The organism is Paraburkholderia caballeronis (genome assembly GCF_900104845.1).
Taxonomy (GTDB): domain Bacteria; phylum Pseudomonadota; class Gammaproteobacteria; order Burkholderiales; family Burkholderiaceae; genus Paraburkholderia; species Paraburkholderia caballeronis.
The window spans coordinates 2327372-2343904 of the sequence record NZ_FNSR01000001.1 but is presented as its reverse complement, the minus strand read 5'-3'; the positions used below and the strand labels follow the sequence as shown (position 1 = coordinate 2343904).

The window sequence follows — 16533 nt, the reverse complement described above, 5'->3', positions numbered from 1 at the left end:
ACATGACGAAAATAAAACGGGCGGCAACGGCTATTTCAGTGTCGCTGTTGCTTGCAGCGACCAGCGTTTCGGCGCAGCAGGCGATTACGCCTGCCGACGAGGCCGCGGCGGCACGCGCCAATGCCGAACAGAACCGGCTCCAGCAGCAGCGCGACGCGCAGCAGCGCGATGCGGCCGTGCAGACGCCCAGCGTACGCTCGACCGTGTCTGCGGCGGCTGGGTGGCCGGCACTACCCGCGGAACAGCCGTGCTTTCGCATCGACACGTTCGCGCTCGACGTTCCGGCGACCCTGCCCGATGCCGTGCGTGAGAAAGGCGCATCGTCGCTGCCGCAGGACCGCTTTGCGTTCGCGCACGACTGGCTCGATCACTACGCGGGCGAGTGCATCGGCAAACAGGGCCTCGACACAATCGTCAAAGGCTTGCAGCAGACGATTCTCGGCCACGGCTATATCACCACGCGCGTGCTGCTGCCCGCACAGGACCTGTCCACCGGCACCCTGAAAGTCGCGCTCGTGCCGGGCGTCATCCGCGACATCCGCTTCACCGACCCGTCCGTCTACGGCACATGGCGATCCGCGTTCCCCACGCGCGCTGGCGACGTGCTGAACCTGCGCGATCTCGAACAGGGCCTGGAGCAGATGAAGCGCGTCAGCAGCCAGGACGCCGACATGCAGATCGTCCCCGCCGACCTGCCCGGTGAGAGCGACATCGTGCTTACCGTCAAACGCACGAAGCCGTGGAGCGTGGTCGCGTCGGTCGACAACTCGGGCAGCCGCGCGACGGGCCGGCTGCAGGGCAACCTCGCCATCGGCATCGACAACCCGCTCGGGCTGAACGACATCTTCAACGCCGGGTTCAGCCAGGACCTGGAGTTCGGCGACAAACGGCTGGGCTCGCACGGCTGGAACGGCTCGTACTCGGTGCCGTGGGGCTACTGGACGGCGACGCTGTTCGGCAATGCGAACACGTACTACCAGCGGATCGCCGGGGTGAACCAGACCTTCGTCGCGAGCGGCAACGCGCAGACGGCGGGGCTGAAACTGCGTCGGGTGCTGCGGCGCAGCCAGGACGACGTGCTGGGCGTGCAGGTGCAACTGGCGAAACGCTGGGGCGCGAGCTTCATCGAGGACACGGAGATCCCGCAGCAGCGGCGCGACAACACGTTCGTCGAACTGGGGCTGACCAATCGCCACTACTTCGGCGCGGCGCAGTTCGACGGCACGCTCGCGTACCGGCAGGGCATCGGCTGGCTCGGGGCGACGCCGGATACCGCCAGCGGCCCGACGTACCGCTTTCACCTGTCGCTGCTCGACGCGAACCTGTCGGTGCCGTTCGCGGTGGGCAAACAGCCGTTCCGCTACGTCGGCACCGTTCATGGCCAGTTCACGAACAACGAACTGAACTACATCGATGACCTGACGATCGGCAGCCGTTACACGGTGCGCGGATTCAGCGGCGAGACGATGCTGGCGGCGGAGAAGGGTTTCTACTGGCGCAATGAGCTACAGATGCCGCTTGGACAGACAGGACACGCACTGTATGCGGGCCTGGACTATGGCCGCGTGTGGGGCCGCTCGGCGGCATGGCTGGGTGGCACGCAACTGGCCGGTGCGGTAGCGGGGGTGCGCGGCGGTGTGCCGACCCGTCTTGGCACATACAGCTACGACCTGTTCGCGGGCACGCCCGTCTACAAGCCATCGGGTTTCCCTGCATCGAGCGTCACCCTTGGCTTCCAGGCGACCGGGCAGTTCTAGGACGGACAGCCATGTCGGGAAAAGGGCAATGCAAACGGGGCCACCTGCCGCTGCCGCGCAATATGCTGCTGCCGCTTGAGCCGTGCCGGGTGCAGGTGCTGTCGCTGGAGTATCACCTGGCGCTGTCGGTGCCGTGCAGCGGGCGCGGCGGCATGGAGCAGGTGGCGCGGCTTGCGCGGGCGCTCTATCTTGCCCGGTACAGGGACGGGGCGGCCGATGCGGGGATGGATGCGATGATATTCGACATGGCGCGCAAGCGCGCTGGAGGGCGTCCTTGCGCGCGCGGAGCATCCGGGCGGTTGGTGCTCGGTCGAGATGGCAGAACGTGCTGCGCTGGAGGGCGTGCTGGCGGTACATGACCGGCAACTTTCCCGTGTGCCGCGATACCGGTTCGTCGACGCGTGGGCGAAGGTGCAACGTCTTGCGGACGGCCCCTTGCCGGTCGGCGGAACAGATGACATGCGCGCCACCGCGATGCTGCCCGCTCAACGTTGATCTGTTGCGGTTACACCGGGGTTACACGTCCGCCGAAAAACAAAAAGGGTTACACGCGAAAACGCTGTAACCCTTTAAGTCGGTTCGGTTGGTTGCGGGGGCAGGATTTGAACCTGCGACCTTCGGGTTATGAGCCCGACGAGCTGCCAGACTGCTCCACCCCGCGTCCGTCGAAGAAAAGATTATAGGACATTTTCCGACACGCGGTCAACAGTAAATGACGAAGTACTTTTATCGGCCGGACGCAAGGCGATCGCAGCATGTACGCCGGCCGGAGGGGAGCGGCTAGAATCGGGGACTCGCTCGTCGGGTGGGCGAACCGCCCGACGAACATTGCTACCCCGACATTGCACCGTTCATCACACGATCTGCCCATGGATATCGTTCACGATCTTCAATCGATCGCCGCGCAGGAGCACGCGCTGGTGTTTCCCCGTTTCGACGCCGGCCGCGCGTGGCAACTCGGCGTGTATCTGCACGAACTCGCGCTGGCCCGTTCGCTCGCGGTCGCGATCGACGTGCGCACGTTCGGGCATCCGCTCTTTTTCTGCGCGCTCGACGGCACGACGCCCGACAACGCCGACTGGGTGCGCCGCAAGTCGCGCGTCGTCGAGCACTTCCGGCGCAGTTCGTATTCGGTCGGGCTGAAGATGCAGCAGGCGGGCACGACACTCGCGGACAAACACGGGCTGCCCGTGTCCGAATACGCGCCGCACGGCGGCTCGTTCCCGCTGACTGTCGCCGGCGCGGGCGTGATCGGCTCGATCACCGTGTCGGGGCTGCCGCAGCGCGCGGATCACGAACTCGTCGTCGAGGCGCTGTGCGCCGAACTCGGCGCCGATTACGGCGTGCTCGCGCTCGCGAAGGTCTGACGCGATGCGGATGTCTGCATGGACGTGGCTCGCGGTCGCGATCGTCGCGGAAGTCGTCGCGACATCGGCGTTGCGCGCGTCGAACGGGTTCACGCGTCTCGTGCCGTCCGCGATCGTCGTGGTCGGGTATGCGATCGCTTTCTATGGGCTGTCGCTGACACTGAAGAGCATCCCGGTCGGCATTGTGTATGCGGTGTGGTCCGGCGTCGGCATCGTGCTGATTACGCTCGTCGCGATGGCGCTGTACCGGCAGGTGCCCGATCTGCCCGCGGTGCTCGGGCTCGGTCTGATCGTCGCCGGTGTGGTGGTGCTGAACCTGTTCTCGAAGATGCAGGCGCATTGAGCGCTGCGTCGCGTCGTTTCAGCGTTCCGGCGGCACGATGCGGATGCCCGCGCGGAGGATTTCGTCGCGGCTCGCATGGCCGTCCGGCGTCGCCGCGTCCTCCCACAGACTGATTGCGCGCGCGACATCGATCTCATGCTCGTCCGCGTAGTGGAACCACTGCTTCGCCGCGTGCGGCTCGGCGATCTCGCGGTCGTCGATGAAGTATCTGCCCTTCAATTGCGGTTGCATGGGTCGTTAGTGGGCCGGTAAAGGGAGCGAGCCGACAGTGTGGCATGCACGGATGCGCGATGCAGCGCGGCCGACCGTCAACGGCCGGCATCGTGCGGCACAGGCGATGCCGGTTTGCGGGCGGACGCGGGCCGCGCAGCTTGCCGTCCTCGGGGCGATCCAGCGACTACTATCGAAGCGGCATCGGAACCCGCCGACGCCGCGAGCCGTCACAGGCTTTTCGACGCACTCCTCAAGAGGGCTGCCATGAAAATCCAGTTTCCCGCGGACGCGCCGCTGTATCGCGACGCCAACCTGACCGTCGTGTTCGCCGCGCTGGTCGACGGCGAGCGCGTGCCGTGCGCGATTTCGGTCGAGGCGCTCGAAGACCATTTCGGCGCGGGCGGCGCGAGTCTCGACGCGTGGCTGCGCGCGTTCGACGCCGGCCGCGCGCGGATCGAAGCGGTCGCGCGCGCGCATCTGGAAATCAGCAACGGGTCGCCGGTGCTGCTGAAAAGCGGGCATTTTCCGCCCGGTAGCGTCGTGAACTGAACGTACCCCGAGCGCGCCGCCACGCGTCCCTGCGCGTCGTGCGGCGACCGCGTCAGGCCGGCACGCGGCGAGCCTCGCGCGGTAGCGCGAGCGCGGCGCTCGCGGCCGCGAACGACTGCCGGATGCCTTCTTCGTAAGACGTCTTGTGGATCGGCCCGATCAGCGCGCGCAGCTTCGAATCGTCGAGCACCAGCGGTTCGGCGAGCAGATAGTGCATCTCCACCAGTTCCCTCATCAGCGGGTTGAACAGCCCGAGCACGCGCAGCATCGGCTTGCCCGCGACCATCAGCTTCGGCGTCCTGCCGGCGAGCGCGAATGCGCGCGACGCGATCTCGCGTTGCGTGATCGTCCCCGCGCCCGCGAGGTGCAGCACGCGGCCGAAAGCATTTGGCGTGCGCGTCAGCGTCTCGACGACCGGGCCGACGTCCGGCAGGAACACGAATTCGTGCGGGGCGTCGATCGGGCCGAGCATCTGCGCGCGCGAGCCGGTTGCGGCCGCGTTGAACAGCGAATTCAGCAGGCTGCGCTCGACGCCGGGGCCGTAGAAGTCCGGCAGTCGCAGCACCAGCGTCGACAGCCCCGAGCGGCCGTGCGCGGCGAGCACGAGGTTTTCCTGTTCGAGCCGCATCCTGCCCTTGAACGTATGCGGCTCGCGCGGATGCGACTCCGTCACCGGATTCGTGCGCGCGCGGCCATACGGGTACACGGTGCCGATCAGGATCAACTGGCGAACGCCGGCGGCGACGAGCCCGTCGATGGTCTTGCGCATCAGCTGCGGATGCAGTTCGAACCGGTGATACGGCACGCCGACCAGATAGACGGCGGTATCGACGCCCGTTGCAGCGGCGACGATCGACGCGGGATCGTCCGGATTCCATTCGACGAGTTCGGCGTCCGGATCGTCGCCGAACGCGGCCGCGAGTTGCGCGCGCGAACGCGCGATCATTCGGCGGGGTCGGCCGGCGGCGCGCAGCGCGGCCGCGATGCGGGCGCCGGTCGCGCCCGTTGCGCCGAACAGCGCGACTTTTCCTGTGCTTTCCATGACGGTGCTCCGTGGGTCAGGTCGAACATCGCGCCGCGAATCGGCGCTGCTTGATCGGTGAGTAGTTACTGAACAATGTTCAGTGAACGGTGTTCAGTTTAAATTGACTTTTCAGTTTGTCAACCGGACAATCGCCGGCATGGGAATCGCCGACCGAAAGAACAGGGAGAAGCAGGCGCTGCGCGAGCGCATCCTCGGCGCGGCGCGCCGCATCGTGATGCGCGACGGCTTCGCCGCGTTGTCGATGCGCAAGATCGCGGACGCGATCGAGTATTCGCCCGCGACGCTTTATCTGCACTTCGCAAGCCGCGACGAGATCGCGCGCGCTTTGTGCGAGGAGGGGTACGCGCAACTGCTCGGCAGCTTCGCGCCACTCGCGCAGATCGCCGATCCGCGCGAGCGGCTGCACGCGCTAGCCCATGCGTACGTCGGGTTCGGCCGCGAGCATGCGCAGACGTACCGGCTGATCTTCATGGAGAACCCGAGCTACACCGGCGCGGCGCTCGGCGGCGCGAAAAAAGAGGGCGAAGCCGATGACGACGCCGGCGACGCCGCATTCCGTCTGCTGACCGACGCGCTCGCCGCGCTGAAGGCGGACGGCCGCGTACCCGCCGACGCGGACCCGGCGACGTGGGCCGAGGCGCTATGGGCGACGCTGCACGGAATCGTCGCGTTGTCGCTCACGTGTCCGGTGTTTCCGCATGCGCCGCTGGAAACGATCGTCGATACGACGTTCGACGCGTGGTTCGGCGCGCCGTCCGCGCCGGCGCGCGCGCGCGGCGGCAAGCCGGTCGATGCGGGGCCGGCGGCTCCGGCGGCCTCTCCCGCGACGCGCGCCGCCGCGCGGAGCCGAAAGCCGAAAGCGCCGTCGTCGTGATAGCCTCCCGACGTGCGCGCCGCCCGATGCCGCCCGAAGTTGCCAGGTTTCATCGCGCGTCGCGGCCGTTTCCGTCACCGTCCCGTCAGCCGCCATGTCACAACCCGCCTACGCTGAAGCCTCCGATCCGCATGTCGCCACGCGCGTGTCGAACGGCATCGGTTTTATCGAACTCGATCGCCCGCAGGCGCTGAACGCGCTGACGACCGGCATGGTCCGCGCGATGCACGCCGCGCTCGACACGTGGCGCGAAAACCCGGAAGTGCTCGCGGTGATCGTGCTGTCGCGCCATCCGCGCGCGTTCTGCGCGGGCGGCGACGTCCGTTTTCTGTATGACGCGCATCGCGACGGCGACCAGCACGCGATCGACACGTTCTTCATCGACGAATACCGGCTCGATCATGCGATCTTCACGTACCCGAAGCCGTACATCGCGTTCCTGAACGGCATCGTGATGGGCGGCGGGATGGGCATCTCGCAGGGCGCGCATCGCACCGCGGGGCTGCGCGTGGTCGGCGGAACGACGCGGATGGCGATGCCGGAGACGCGCATCGGCCTTTTTCCGGACGTCGGCATGGGCTGGTTTCTCGCGCGCACGCGCGGCGCGGTCGGCCGCTACCTCGCGGTGACCGGCGAGACGATCGAGGCCGCCGACGCGCTGTACGTCAGCCTCGCCGACGTGTGGCTCGACGAGGCCGCGTGGCCCGCGCTGATCGACGCGCTGCAGAGCGAGCCGTTCGAAACCGGCGCGGACATCGTCGCGCGGATTCGCCGCGAGGCCGAAGCGAACAGCGGCGGCGCGCCGGCGCCGGACGCGTCCGCGCTCGCGAATGCACGCGCGTGGATCGACCGGCATTTCGCGCAGCCGGACGTGCCGCGCATCCTCGCGTCGCTCGAAGCGGCGCAGCACGAGGCGGACGGCGCGGCGGCCGACTGGGCCGCGCGCACGATCGGCGTGCTGCGCGAGCGCTCGCCGTTGTCGATGGCGGTGTCGCTCGACGTGGTGGCGCGCGCGGACGGATCGATGGCCGAATGCCTGCGGCGCGATCTCGATCTCACACGGTCGAGTTTCGCGCAGGGCGACGTGATCGAAGGCATACGCGCGCGGCTCGTGGACAAGGACAACCGCCCGCAATGGCGGATCGAGCGGATCGAGGACGTGCGCGCGGAAGACGTCGAACGGATGTTCGAGAGCCCGTGGAGCGCCGCGCAGCATCCGCTGCGCGACCTGGTCGGCTGACCCCGGCGGCGGCTAACGTTTGCGCGGCTGACGGCGCAAGTCAGTCGTCGTCGCGCGTCTCGCTCATGAATGCGCGCATGAACACGAGCGCGCCCCATCCCCACATCGCATTCGACGCGAAGCCGACCGCGAGGCGCGGCAGCATGTTGCCGGTCGGCCAGATGCCGCGCAGCGGATCGACGACGAACACGGTCGCCGCGGTCAGCACGATGCCGCCGAACACGAACGCCTGGACCCACGGCGCCGCGCGATGCGAGGACACCCGCAGCAGCCATGCCATCAGCACCGCCCAGACGGCGCTCCAGATCGCGTTCGCGAGGAACTCGGGGAGGCCGAGCGGCGCGAACGGCGCGGTCGAGAAGCCGGCCTGATCGATCAGCTCCGCTGCATGCAGCAGCGCGAGCGTCGCTTCGCGAAAGAACAGCGAAGCCAGAAAGCCCGAGACGAACGGCAGAATGAATTTTTGCATGTGAGAGGCATGAGGGTGTCGCGCGTCGTCGCTATCGACTCATAGGCGACCCTATGGGCGCAAGCGTGCGACGCGGCGTCCGGCGCGGCTGCGATCTGCGGGATGCGCCGCACCGCAGGCTCGCGCCGCGCGCGATGTTATGGGCGCTTCCATCGAAGCGTGCGCCATTATATCGGCGCGCGGCTGTCGCACGACGTTGCGCCGTATGCTAAAGCGTCGGGCTAATCACGAAAGTGGAAAACCTAAGCTAAAAAAAATCGTTCAAAACGATCTACCCGATCCATAGACTGAGTCCCCATGTCGACGGCGCCGCCGTCATCGAATCGCTGCGCGCGAACCCAACGTCACGCCGCGCAGCAGGGGAAACCGCCGCAATGTCCTGGCCGCAGTCGTTCCGTCTTGCCCGCTTTACAGCCTGTTTTACAGCCCGCTTCGCAGCCTGCGCTGCGCCTTGCCGGCCGGCCTGCCGCACGCGCTGAGGCGCGTTGGCGCGGGCGGTCCGCGTTTCCCGATTCCGACGTTTTCCGTTTCGAATAAAGACAGCAGGAGTAACGCATGAATGTGTTCTGGTTCATCCCGACCCATGGGGACAGCCGCTATCTGGGGACTTCCGAGGGCGCGCGCGCCGCTGACCTCGCGTACTTCCAGCAGATCGCCGTCGCCGCCGATACACTCGGCTACGAAGGCGTGCTGCTGCCGACCGGCCGTTCGTGCGAGGACGCGTGGGTTGTCGCATCGAGCCTGATCGCCGCGACCCGGCGCCTGAAGTTTCTCGTCGCGATCCGGCCTGGCCTGTCGTCGCCGGCGCTGTCCGCGCGGATGGCCGCGACGTTCGACCGGCTGTCGAACGGCCGGCTGCTGATCAACGTCGTGACCGGCGGCGATACGGCCGAACTCGAAGGCGACGGCGTATTCGTCGATCACGACACGCGCTACGAGATCACCGACGAGTTCCTGCACATCTGGCGCAAGCTGCTCGAAGCGTCGCACAACAGCGAGTCGATCGATTTCGTCGGCAAACATCTGACGGCGAAGGGCGGCAAGGCGCTGTATCCGCCGGTCCAGCAGCCGTATCCGCCGCTGTGGTTCGGCGGTTCGTCTCCCGCCGCGCACGAGATGGCGGGCGAGCACATCGACACGTATCTGACGTGGGGCGAGCCGCCCGAAGCCGTCGCGAAGAAGATCGCGGACATTCGCGCGCGTGCCGCCGAGCATGGCCGCACGATCCGCTTCGGCATCCGCCTGCACGTGATCGTGCGCGAGACCGAACAGGAAGCGTGGGATGCCGCGGATCGCCTGATCAGCCGTCTCGACGACGAAACCGTTGCGCGCGCGCAGGCCGCGTTCAACAAGATGGACTCCGAAGGGCAGCGCCGGATGGCCGCGCTGCACGGCGGCAAGCGCGGCGGCCGCAAGGAACTGGAGGTGTATCCGAACCTGTGGGCGGGCGTCGGCCTCGTGCGCGGCGGCGCGGGCACCGCGCTCGTCGGCAATCCGGAGCAGGTCGCGGCGCGCATGAAGGAATACGCGGATCTCGGCATCGAGACGTTCATCCTGTCCGGTTATCCGCACCTCGAAGAGTCGTATCGCTTCGCGGAACTCGTGTTCCCGCTGCTGCCGGGACGCACGACGAAGACGGCGGGCGGACCGCTGTCGGGTCCGTTCGGCGAGATCGTCGGCAATCATTACGCGCCGAAGGCTTCGCAGAGCTGAACCGGCGTCGCATCGCCATTGCAATGCCGCGCGGCGGACCGGTCGCCGCGCATCGAATGAGGAACTACCGATGACCCAATCCGCTGTGACCGCGAACGGCAACGCCGCCGCCAGCACGGGCCGCGCGCCGGGCGCGAGCGCCGGTTCGCGCCGCGTGTTCGCGCTGCTGCTGCGTGCGTCGTTCGCGCGGCTCGCGCCGTGGCTCGTGCCGCTCGTGATCTTCGCCGCATGGGAACTCGCCGCGCGCAGCGGCGTGCTGTCGACGCGCGTGCTGCCGGAGCCGCTCGCGGTCGTGAAGGCCGCATGGTCGCTGATCGAGTCGGGCGAGATGTGGCAGGACGTGCGTGTGAGCACGTGGCGCGCGGTGTCGGGTTTCGCGATCGGCGGCGGCATCGGCCTCGTGCTCGGGCTCGCGACCGGTCTTTTCAGGCCGGTCGAAACCGCGCTCGATTCGACCGTGCAGATGATCCGCAACATTCCCGCGCTCGCGATGATCCCGCTCGTGATCCTGTGGTTCGGGATCGAGGAAGAGGCGAAGGTATTCCTCGTCGCGCTCGGCGTGTTTTTCCCGATGTACGTGAACACGTTCCATGGGATTCGCTCGGTCGATCCGAATCTCGTCGAGATGGCGCGCAGCTACGGGCTGAAGGGTTTCGCGCTGTATCGCGAAGTGATCCTGCCGGGCGCGCTGCCGTCGATTCTCGTCGGCGTGCGCTTCGCGCTCGGGCTGATGTGGGTGACGTTGATCGTCGCGGAAACGATCTCCGCGCAGTCGGGCATCGGCTACATGACGATGAACGCACGCGAGTTCCTGCAGACCGACGTCGTGGTCGTCGGCATCCTGCTGTATGCGGCGCTCGGTAAAGTCGCGGACCTGCTCGCGAAATATCTCGAACGTATCGCGCTGCGCTGGCACCCCGCGTATCAACGAGGAGGACGGTGATGAGTGCGACGACGTTTTCTGCCGGTTACCGCCGCGACCGAACCGACGTGGACGCGAGTGCGAAGGGTCCGCATGCGCAGGGCGGTGTTTCGCAAGGCGCGGTCGATTCGGGTGCGCTGACCCGCGCCGCGACGCCGCCGCCCCACGACGTCGCGGTCGAACTGCGCGGTGTCGGCAAACGCTATGGCGAGCGCACGGTACTCGATAACTTCGACCTGTCGATCGAGCGCGGCAGTTTCGTCGCGATCGTCGGACGCAGCGGTTGCGGGAAATCCACGCTGCTGCGGCTGATCGCCGGGCTCGAATCGGCAAGCGATGGCGCGGTGATCAAGCGCGGCGCGAACGGCGAGGCGCTCGACACGCGGATCATGTTCCAGGACGCGCGCCTGTTGCCGTGGAAAACCGTGCTGCAGAACGTGATGCTCGGCCTCGGTCGCGGCGCGCGCGACGATGCGCGCGCGGTGCTGAACGAAGTGGGCCTGCTGGAGCGCGCGGGCGAATGGCCGTCGCGGTTGTCAGGCGGTCAACGTCAGCGTGTCGCGCTGGCGCGTGCGCTCGTGCATCGGCCGAGCCTGCTGCTGCTCGATGAACCGCTTGGCGCGCTCGATGCGCTGACCCGCATCGAAATGCACGCGTTGATCGAACGGTTGTGGAGCGAGCATCGCTTCACGGCGTTGCTCGTCACGCACGACGTTCATGAGGCGGTTGCGTTGGCCGACCGCATTCTGCTCGTCGAGGCGGGGCAGATCGCGCTTGACCAGCCGGTGCCGCTCGAAAGGCCGCGCGCCCGTTCGGATGCGCGGTTCGCCGCGCTCGAAGAGCAGGTGCTCAAGCGCGTGCTGAATACCGACGAGCCGGTGTTCGCGGACGGCTCGCATCATCGCGGGCCGGGCGGTTCGCCGCCGGTCAGCCCGAGCGATGTCCGCTGGGCGATCTGAACGTTTCATTTCCGCGTTTTCGGACGCTTCCTCGTTTGAATTTCTGGAGTCGATTAAATGAGCATTTCCGCCATCAACGTGCGTAACCAGTTCCGCGGCAAGGTCAAGGAAATCATTCGCGGGCCGGTCGTGTCGGAGGTCGATGTGGATACGCCGTTCGGCATCGTCACGTCGGTGATCACGACCCGCTCGATCGACGAACTCGATCTGAAGGTCGGGTCGGAGGTCGTCGCGCTGGTGAAGTCGACCGAGGTGTCGATCGCGCGGCTTTGAGGTAGGGTGCGCGGCGCGCGGGCCGCGCGTAGTGGTGGTGCTACGATGGACCGGCTATCCACGATGGAGACGATCATGGAGCCGAAGGGCATCGACATGGGCGACTACCACGAGCGCTATCGCGAGTACGATATCGAGGTCGCCGTCGAGCAGGTATTAACCGGCGTCAAGGCGCACTTTCGTGTGCTGAAGGGGAAGGTGGTCGTGGTGGACTGGCGGCTCGTGCATATCGAGCGGCTTTGGCCGACGGAGCGGGCGGCAGCGGAGGCGGGGATCGACGCGGGGAAGGCGGTGGTCGATAAGGAAGTTGGGGGAGTGGGTTAGTCAGTCGTTCTAGCCGTTCTAGCAACGCCGAACACGGAGAACAAAAACAAAGCGCCGGACGTCTTTCGACGCCCGGCGCTTTTTCTAGCCCGCCTTGACGGACGGCCTTCGGTGCTTAGTGACCGAAGAACACCGATTGCGGGCCATTCACGCGCTCGGCACGGTTGCCCGACTGAGCGGATGCACCGGCGACACCGCCGTATGCGCTGGTGACGCCCTGTGCCTGCGCGCGTTCGGCCGCGACGGTCTGCGCGCTGACACCCTGCTGCGACGCGGGCGCGCCGACATCCGGGCGATAGAACGGGGCCGGACCATAGCCGCTGGCAAACGCGGGAGCGGCAACGGCGGCGGAAGCTGCAACCAGCAGCGCGGCGATCAGTTTGGTCTTCATCATCGACTCCAATATCAGGTTCAACTGCGGTTCGGGATGGCGCTGCGCCGGGAGCGAGAGTCCAGAAGCCGCGTCAACTGGGACCTAGTGTATACACCTACTATCGGATAATAAGGCTGATAATCTGAATTTACTATTCCGGCGATGGAAACAATCCTGTCAGCCAATATCGGCGCGGTTGAGCGACGAACAGACCCCAATAGAGTCCACGAAAAAATCTTTGCAGTGCACAAAAACGGCCCCGAACTTACATAACGCCAGCAGGGTTATTCGCCGCATTGCCGCATAACCGGCGCAGCCGGCCGGATTGCCAGCTTGCGGTAAAATACGCGGTTACGTCGCAATTTCATGTGATTTTTATGTCCGCCAACCCCATTTCCAGCCCGCGCCGCGTTAGTGTCGCGCCGATGATGGACTGGACCGACCGTCATTGCCGTTCGCTGCACCGGTTCGTATCGCGCCATACGTGGCTCTATACGGAAATGGTGACGACCGGCGCGCTGCTGCACGGCGACGTGCCGCGCCATCTCGCGTTTACCCCCGCCGAAGCGCCGGTCGCACTGCAACTCGGCGGCAGCGAGCCGGAAGACCTCGCGCGCGCGGCGAAGCTCGGCGAACAATGGGGCTACGACGAAATCAACCTGAATTGCGGCTGCCCGTCCGAGCGTGTGCAGCGCGGCGCATTTGGCGCTTGCCTGATGAACGAACCGCAACTCGTCGCCGATTGCGTGAAGGCGATGCGGGACGTGGTGTCGGTGCCGGTGACGGTCAAGCATCGGATCGGCGTCGACGCGGTCGAGGACTACGCGTTTGTGCGCGACTTCGTCGGTGCGATCGCCGACGCGGGTTGCGACGTGTTCATCGTGCATGCGCGCAATGCGATCCTGAAGGGCCTAAGCCCGAAGGAGAACCGCGAGATTCCGCCGCTGAAGTACGACTACGCGTATCGGCTCAAGCAGGACTTTCCGGCGCTCGAAATCATCATCAACGGCGGCATCAAGACGCTGGACGAGGTCGCGTTGCATCTGCAGCACGTCGATGGCGTGATGCTCGGCCGCGAGGCGTATCACAACCCGTACGTGCTGGCCGAGGTCGATGCGCGCTTCTACGGCTCGACCGACGTTGCACCGACGCGCGAGCAGATCGAAGCGAAGCTGATCGAATATTGCGCGGAAGAACTGAAGCGCGGGACGTACCTCGGTGCGATCACGCGTCACGCGCTCGGGCTGTACCGTGGAGTCGCAGGCGCGCGCGGCTGGCGTCGCGTGCTGTCCGACAGCCGCAAGCTCGCTGCCCGCGATCTCGCTATCTTCGACGAGGCGCGCGAGCATCTGCGCGTGCCGGCCGAAATCCTTGAATAAAAGACTAGGCAAACGAATACAGTGTTTGTATAATCTCGCTTCTCGATCGGCGCTGCATTCAGGTGCAAGTCGAATCGACGGTTGTAGCAGTGGTGGCTGTAGCTCAGTTGGTAGAGTCCAGGATTGTGATTCCTGTCGTCGTGGGTTCGAGTCCCATCAGCCACCCCAGCAGAATTCAGGTAGTCAGTGTCGAGCGCAGAAACAGAATGCGCGACAAACAAAAGCCCGCTCGTAGCGGGCTTTTTTGCATTTTGCCAGGGTGGAATCCTGTCGTTTTACAAGAAGCTTCACAAGAACACTGAAGCAAGAGTTACCCCTTCCTCCGCTCGATCTCCTCCCGGATCCTGTCGAACGCGGCATCGAACGCGTTGTCCTGTTTCGGAAAGCGTCCTGCCGCGATGCCATCCACCGGCACCGTATCGCTGGTGCCGTCGAACAGACTGCGGATGGTCTGCGACGTCACGAAGAAACCCTGTTCATGGTCGCCGTCCACGCCGGCTGTCATGTCGTAACCCATGTACTCATAAGTGCGCAGGCTTGCCATCGCAATTCCCCTGAAGCTGATCCGCCGATCATTCTGGCACGCGAACCATGATGTGCAAGCCGCCGCGACGCCGACACGCACCGGTCAACCTGTAACAGAACCCAGCGCGGCGCACGGCGCCAGAAAAACTCAAGGGCGCATCGCGATCGCATCGAGCAATCCCGCGCAGACGCCCGGCGAATAGTCCTCGATCATGTCCTGAATCGGCGCGTGATGCCCGTACGCGACGCCGACGATCAGCGCGAGCACGCACGCGCCCACCGACGACAGCACGATCCGCGCGCTCGATCGCTTCAGCGCATGCACGAACAGCAGCGCGATCGCCGCGCCAAGCAGCCAGCCGGCGACGACTTCTGACGGCGTATGCGCGTTGTCGAGCACCCTTGCGACCGCCGTCAGCGCGCCGATCACGAGGCCCGTCGCCGCGCCGAACATCACGTTGCCGCCGGCGCTCCGGTATAGCAGCGCGAACGTGACGGTCCACACCGACGTCGAGAGCGCGGTATGCCCGCTGATCACGCGAAAGTCGATCGGCCGGATTTCGATGCCGCAGCCGAAGTAGAGGATCTTCGTCGCGCCGACCAGCGCGCTGCCTGCCGCGAGCAGCATCACCCAGCGCCACGCGAGCCGGCGGTCGGACAGCGTGAGCCAGGTCGCGCACGCGACCGCAACGGGGAAGGTCAGCGCGGCGTCGCCGACGCTGCTGATTGCGCTCCACATGAGGTCGGCCATTCGGATACGGACCGGTCAGGATACAGCGCGCCGCGCAACGGCTGTGCGCGCTACCGGACACATCGCGCGCGGCCGCGCCCGTCGGCGTTCTGTAGGCCTTGATTGCAGGGCCTGAAAAAAATCCGCCGCTGTGTTAACGTCCCCGTTTCTCCAAACACGACGGAATGGCTTCGATGGAATATCGCACTCTCGGCGACACGGACGTAAAGGTAAGCCTGATCGGTCTCGGCACGATGACGTGGGGCGAGCAGAACACGGAAAGCGACGCGCACGCGCAGATCGACTACGCGCTCGACCACGGCGTCACGCTGATCGATGCCGCGGAGATGTATCCGGTGCCGCCGCGTCCCGAGACGCAGGGTCTGACCGAGCGTTACATCGGCACGTGGCTCGCGAAGCATCCGGAAGCGCGCGGGCGTATCGTGCTCGCGACGAAGATCGCCGGTCCGGCGCGCCAGCCGCACAACCCGCGCCACATCCGCGGCGAGGGCAACCAGTTCGACCGCAAGAACCTGACCGAGGCGCTCGACGGCAGCCTGAAGCGCCTGCAGACGGACTACGTGGACCTGTATCAACTGCACTGGCCGGACCGCAGCACGACCACGTTCGGCCGCAGCGCGTATCCGTGGATCGACGACGCGTATACGGTGCCGATCGAGGAGACGCTCGACGTGCTCGCTGGTTTCGTGAAGGCGGGCAAGATTCGCCATATCGGCGTGTCGAACGAGACGCCGTGGGGCGTCGCGCAGTTCCTGCGTGCGGCGGAGAAGCTTGGCCTGCCGCGGATCGTCAGCATCCAGAACCCGTACAGCCTGCTGAACCGCACGTTCGAGAACGGCCTGTCCGAGTTCTCGCATCACGACGGCATCGGTCTGCTCGCGTATTCGCCGCTCGCGTTCGGCTGGCTGTCCGGCAAGTACGAGGGCGGTGCGCGTCCGGATGGCGCGCGGATCACGAAGTTCGAGCGTTTCGCGCGCTACAGCAAGCCGCACGCGGTCGCGGCGACGTCGCGTTACGTCGCGCTCGCGAAGGAGCACGGGTTGACGCCCGCGCAGTTCGCGCTCGCGTTCGTGAACAGCCGTCCGTTCGTGACCAGCAACCTGATCGGCGCGACGTCGATGGAGCAGTTGAAGGAAAACATCGGCAGCATCGACGTGAAGCTGTCGCCCGAAGCGCTCGCGCAGATCGATGCGCTGCACGAGCAGCAGCCGAATCCGGCGCCGTAACGACCTCTCGATCTGCCTCGGCCCGTCCTGATCCACTTCCGCCGCGCCGGCGCGCGCCGTCCGGGCGTGTCCCCCGCGCGGCCGGTCGCGCCGCGGGTGCGGTGGCGGCCGTTTGGCTAACCCCCCGCGGTTGAACTACGATCCTCGATATCGGTGGCGGACCGCGCGCGGTCCGGCCGGTCCGCAGGCGCCCACGGGCGGCGCCGTTTCATCCGTTCACAAGTACAAACA

At 66.2% G+C, this 16533-nt stretch carries 20 protein-coding genes and 2 tRNA genes; 15 read left to right on the top strand and 7 right to left on the bottom strand.

Translation table 11 applies throughout. From position 1 onward, the window contains the following. Positions 1-2: 2 nt before the first annotated feature. Both BLV92_RS10535 and BLV92_RS31480 read left to right on the top strand, forming a co-directional pair. Positions 3-1757, top strand: coding sequence for a ShlB/FhaC/HecB family hemolysin secretion/activation protein (locus BLV92_RS10535; protein WP_090546987.1), 1755 nt, complete (start codon positions 3-5; stop codon positions 1755-1757). Between the two features lie 315 nt (positions 1758-2072). After that, entirely contained in the window at positions 2073-2252 is a 180-nt protein-coding gene (locus BLV92_RS31480) for a hypothetical protein (protein WP_143040668.1), read from the top strand. An 89-nt stretch (positions 2253-2341) separates the two neighbouring features. Here the strand turns inward: BLV92_RS31480 and BLV92_RS10525 are convergent. Next, positions 2342-2418: transfer RNA gene (locus tag BLV92_RS10525), tRNA-Met, on the bottom strand. 208 nt (positions 2419-2626) lie between these two features. Between BLV92_RS10525 and BLV92_RS10520 the strand changes: the two genes are divergently transcribed. Both BLV92_RS10520 and BLV92_RS10515 read left to right on the top strand, forming a co-directional pair. Then, positions 2627-3124: a heme-degrading domain-containing protein gene (locus tag BLV92_RS10520; protein WP_090544634.1), complete on the top strand. Its 498-nt coding sequence runs from the start codon at positions 2627-2629 to the stop codon at positions 3122-3124. A 10-nt stretch (positions 3125-3134) separates the two neighbouring features. Then, positions 3135-3467 carry a DMT family transporter gene (locus BLV92_RS10515; protein ID WP_177197923.1) on the top strand — a complete coding sequence of 111 codons (333 nt, stop codon included), beginning with the start codon at positions 3135-3137 and terminating at the stop codon, positions 3465-3467. 18 nt (positions 3468-3485) lie between these two features. Here BLV92_RS10515 and BLV92_RS10510 read toward each other — a convergent pair whose 3' ends face one another. Next, positions 3486-3686 (bottom strand): hypothetical protein, encoded by a 201-nt coding sequence (locus BLV92_RS10510; protein WP_243842496.1) that lies wholly within the window; start codon positions 3684-3686, stop codon positions 3486-3488. A gap of 258 nt (positions 3687-3944) precedes the next feature. Between BLV92_RS10510 and BLV92_RS10505 the strand changes: the two genes are divergently transcribed. Then, positions 3945-4229 carry a DUF1488 family protein gene (locus BLV92_RS10505; protein WP_090544631.1) on the top strand — a complete coding sequence of 95 codons (285 nt, stop codon included), beginning with the start codon at positions 3945-3947 and terminating at the stop codon, positions 4227-4229. 52 nt (positions 4230-4281) lie between these two features. Here the strand turns inward: BLV92_RS10505 and BLV92_RS10500 are convergent, their stop codons facing one another. Next, positions 4282-5271: an NAD-dependent epimerase/dehydratase family protein gene (locus BLV92_RS10500; RefSeq protein WP_090544630.1), complete on the bottom strand. Its 990-nt coding sequence runs from the start codon at positions 5269-5271 to the stop codon at positions 4282-4284. A gap of 139 nt (positions 5272-5410) precedes the next feature. Here BLV92_RS10500 and BLV92_RS10495 point away from each other — a divergent pair, with 139 nt between their 5' ends. Together BLV92_RS10495 and BLV92_RS10490 are read left to right on the top strand one after the other, a co-directional pair. Beyond that, positions 5411-6148: a TetR/AcrR family transcriptional regulator gene (locus BLV92_RS10495; RefSeq protein ID WP_090544629.1), complete on the top strand. Its 738-nt coding sequence runs from the start codon at positions 5411-5413 to the stop codon at positions 6146-6148. A 94-nt stretch (positions 6149-6242) separates the two neighbouring features. Then, entirely contained in the window at positions 6243-7388 is a 1146-nt protein-coding gene (locus BLV92_RS10490) for an enoyl-CoA hydratase/isomerase family protein (RefSeq protein WP_090544628.1), read from the top strand. Positions 7389-7428: 40 nt separating this feature from the next. On the opposite strand, the gene BLV92_RS10485 is transcribed toward BLV92_RS10490, so the two are convergent. Next, entirely contained in the window at positions 7429-7857 is a 429-nt protein-coding gene (locus tag BLV92_RS10485) for a hypothetical protein (RefSeq protein WP_090544627.1), read from the bottom strand. A 555-nt stretch (positions 7858-8412) separates the two neighbouring features. Between BLV92_RS10485 and ssuD the strand changes: the two genes are divergently transcribed. The 5 genes from ssuD (at position 8413) to BLV92_RS10460 (ending at position 12048) form a co-directional block, all read left to right on the top strand. After that, entirely contained in the window at positions 8413-9570 is a 1158-nt protein-coding gene (ssuD, locus tag BLV92_RS10480; RefSeq protein ID WP_090544626.1) for an FMNH2-dependent alkanesulfonate monooxygenase, read from the top strand. A 70-nt stretch (positions 9571-9640) separates the two neighbouring features. Further along, on the top strand, positions 9641-10513 hold the full coding sequence (ssuC, locus tag BLV92_RS10475) for an aliphatic sulfonate ABC transporter permease SsuC (RefSeq protein WP_090544625.1): 873 nt from the start codon (positions 9641-9643) through the stop codon (positions 10511-10513). Beyond that, positions 10513-11451: an ATP-binding cassette domain-containing protein gene (locus tag BLV92_RS10470; RefSeq protein WP_090544624.1), complete on the top strand. Its 939-nt coding sequence runs from the start codon at positions 10513-10515 to the stop codon at positions 11449-11451. The genes ssuC and BLV92_RS10470 overlap by 1 nt, the downstream gene beginning before the upstream one ends. Before the next feature lie 57 nt (positions 11452-11508). Further along, complete coding sequence (locus BLV92_RS10465) at positions 11509-11724, top strand: TOBE domain-containing protein (RefSeq protein WP_090544623.1); 216 nt, start codon at positions 11509-11511, stop codon at positions 11722-11724. Positions 11725-11799: 75 nt separating this feature from the next. Beyond that, positions 11800-12048: a DUF6566 family protein gene (locus BLV92_RS10460; protein ID WP_090546985.1), complete on the top strand. Its 249-nt coding sequence runs from the start codon at positions 11800-11802 to the stop codon at positions 12046-12048. A 115-nt stretch (positions 12049-12163) separates the two neighbouring features. On the opposite strand, the gene BLV92_RS10455 is transcribed toward BLV92_RS10460, so the two are convergent. Further along, the gene (locus BLV92_RS10455) at positions 12164-12439 is read right to left on the bottom strand and encodes a hypothetical protein (protein ID WP_090546983.1); all 276 of its coding nucleotides are present in this window, start codon (positions 12437-12439) and stop codon (positions 12164-12166) included. Positions 12440-12798: 359 nt separating this feature from the next. On the opposite strand from BLV92_RS10455, the gene dusA reads away from it, so the two are divergent. Further along, on the top strand, positions 12799-13800 hold the full coding sequence (gene dusA / locus BLV92_RS10450; RefSeq protein WP_090544622.1) for a tRNA dihydrouridine(20/20a) synthase DusA: 1002 nt from the start codon (positions 12799-12801) through the stop codon (positions 13798-13800). A 92-nt stretch (positions 13801-13892) separates the two neighbouring features. Then, positions 13893-13968 (top strand) — tRNA-His (locus BLV92_RS10445). Between the two features lie 142 nt (positions 13969-14110). Here BLV92_RS10445 and BLV92_RS10440 read toward each other — a convergent pair. Beyond that, on the bottom strand, positions 14111-14344 hold the full coding sequence (locus BLV92_RS10440; RefSeq protein WP_090544621.1) for a hypothetical protein: 234 nt from the start codon (positions 14342-14344) through the stop codon (positions 14111-14113). 129 nt (positions 14345-14473) lie between these two features. Beyond that, complete coding sequence (locus BLV92_RS10435) at positions 14474-15064, bottom strand: phosphatase PAP2 family protein (RefSeq protein ID WP_090546981.1); 591 nt, start codon at positions 15062-15064, stop codon at positions 14474-14476. Positions 15065-15249: 185 nt separating this feature from the next. Here BLV92_RS10435 and BLV92_RS10430 point away from each other — a divergent pair, with 185 nt between their 5' ends. Beyond that, positions 15250-16302, top strand: coding sequence for an NADP(H)-dependent aldo-keto reductase (locus BLV92_RS10430; protein WP_090544620.1), 1053 nt, complete (start codon positions 15250-15252; stop codon positions 16300-16302). The last annotated feature ends 231 nt before the right edge of the window (positions 16303-16533 follow it).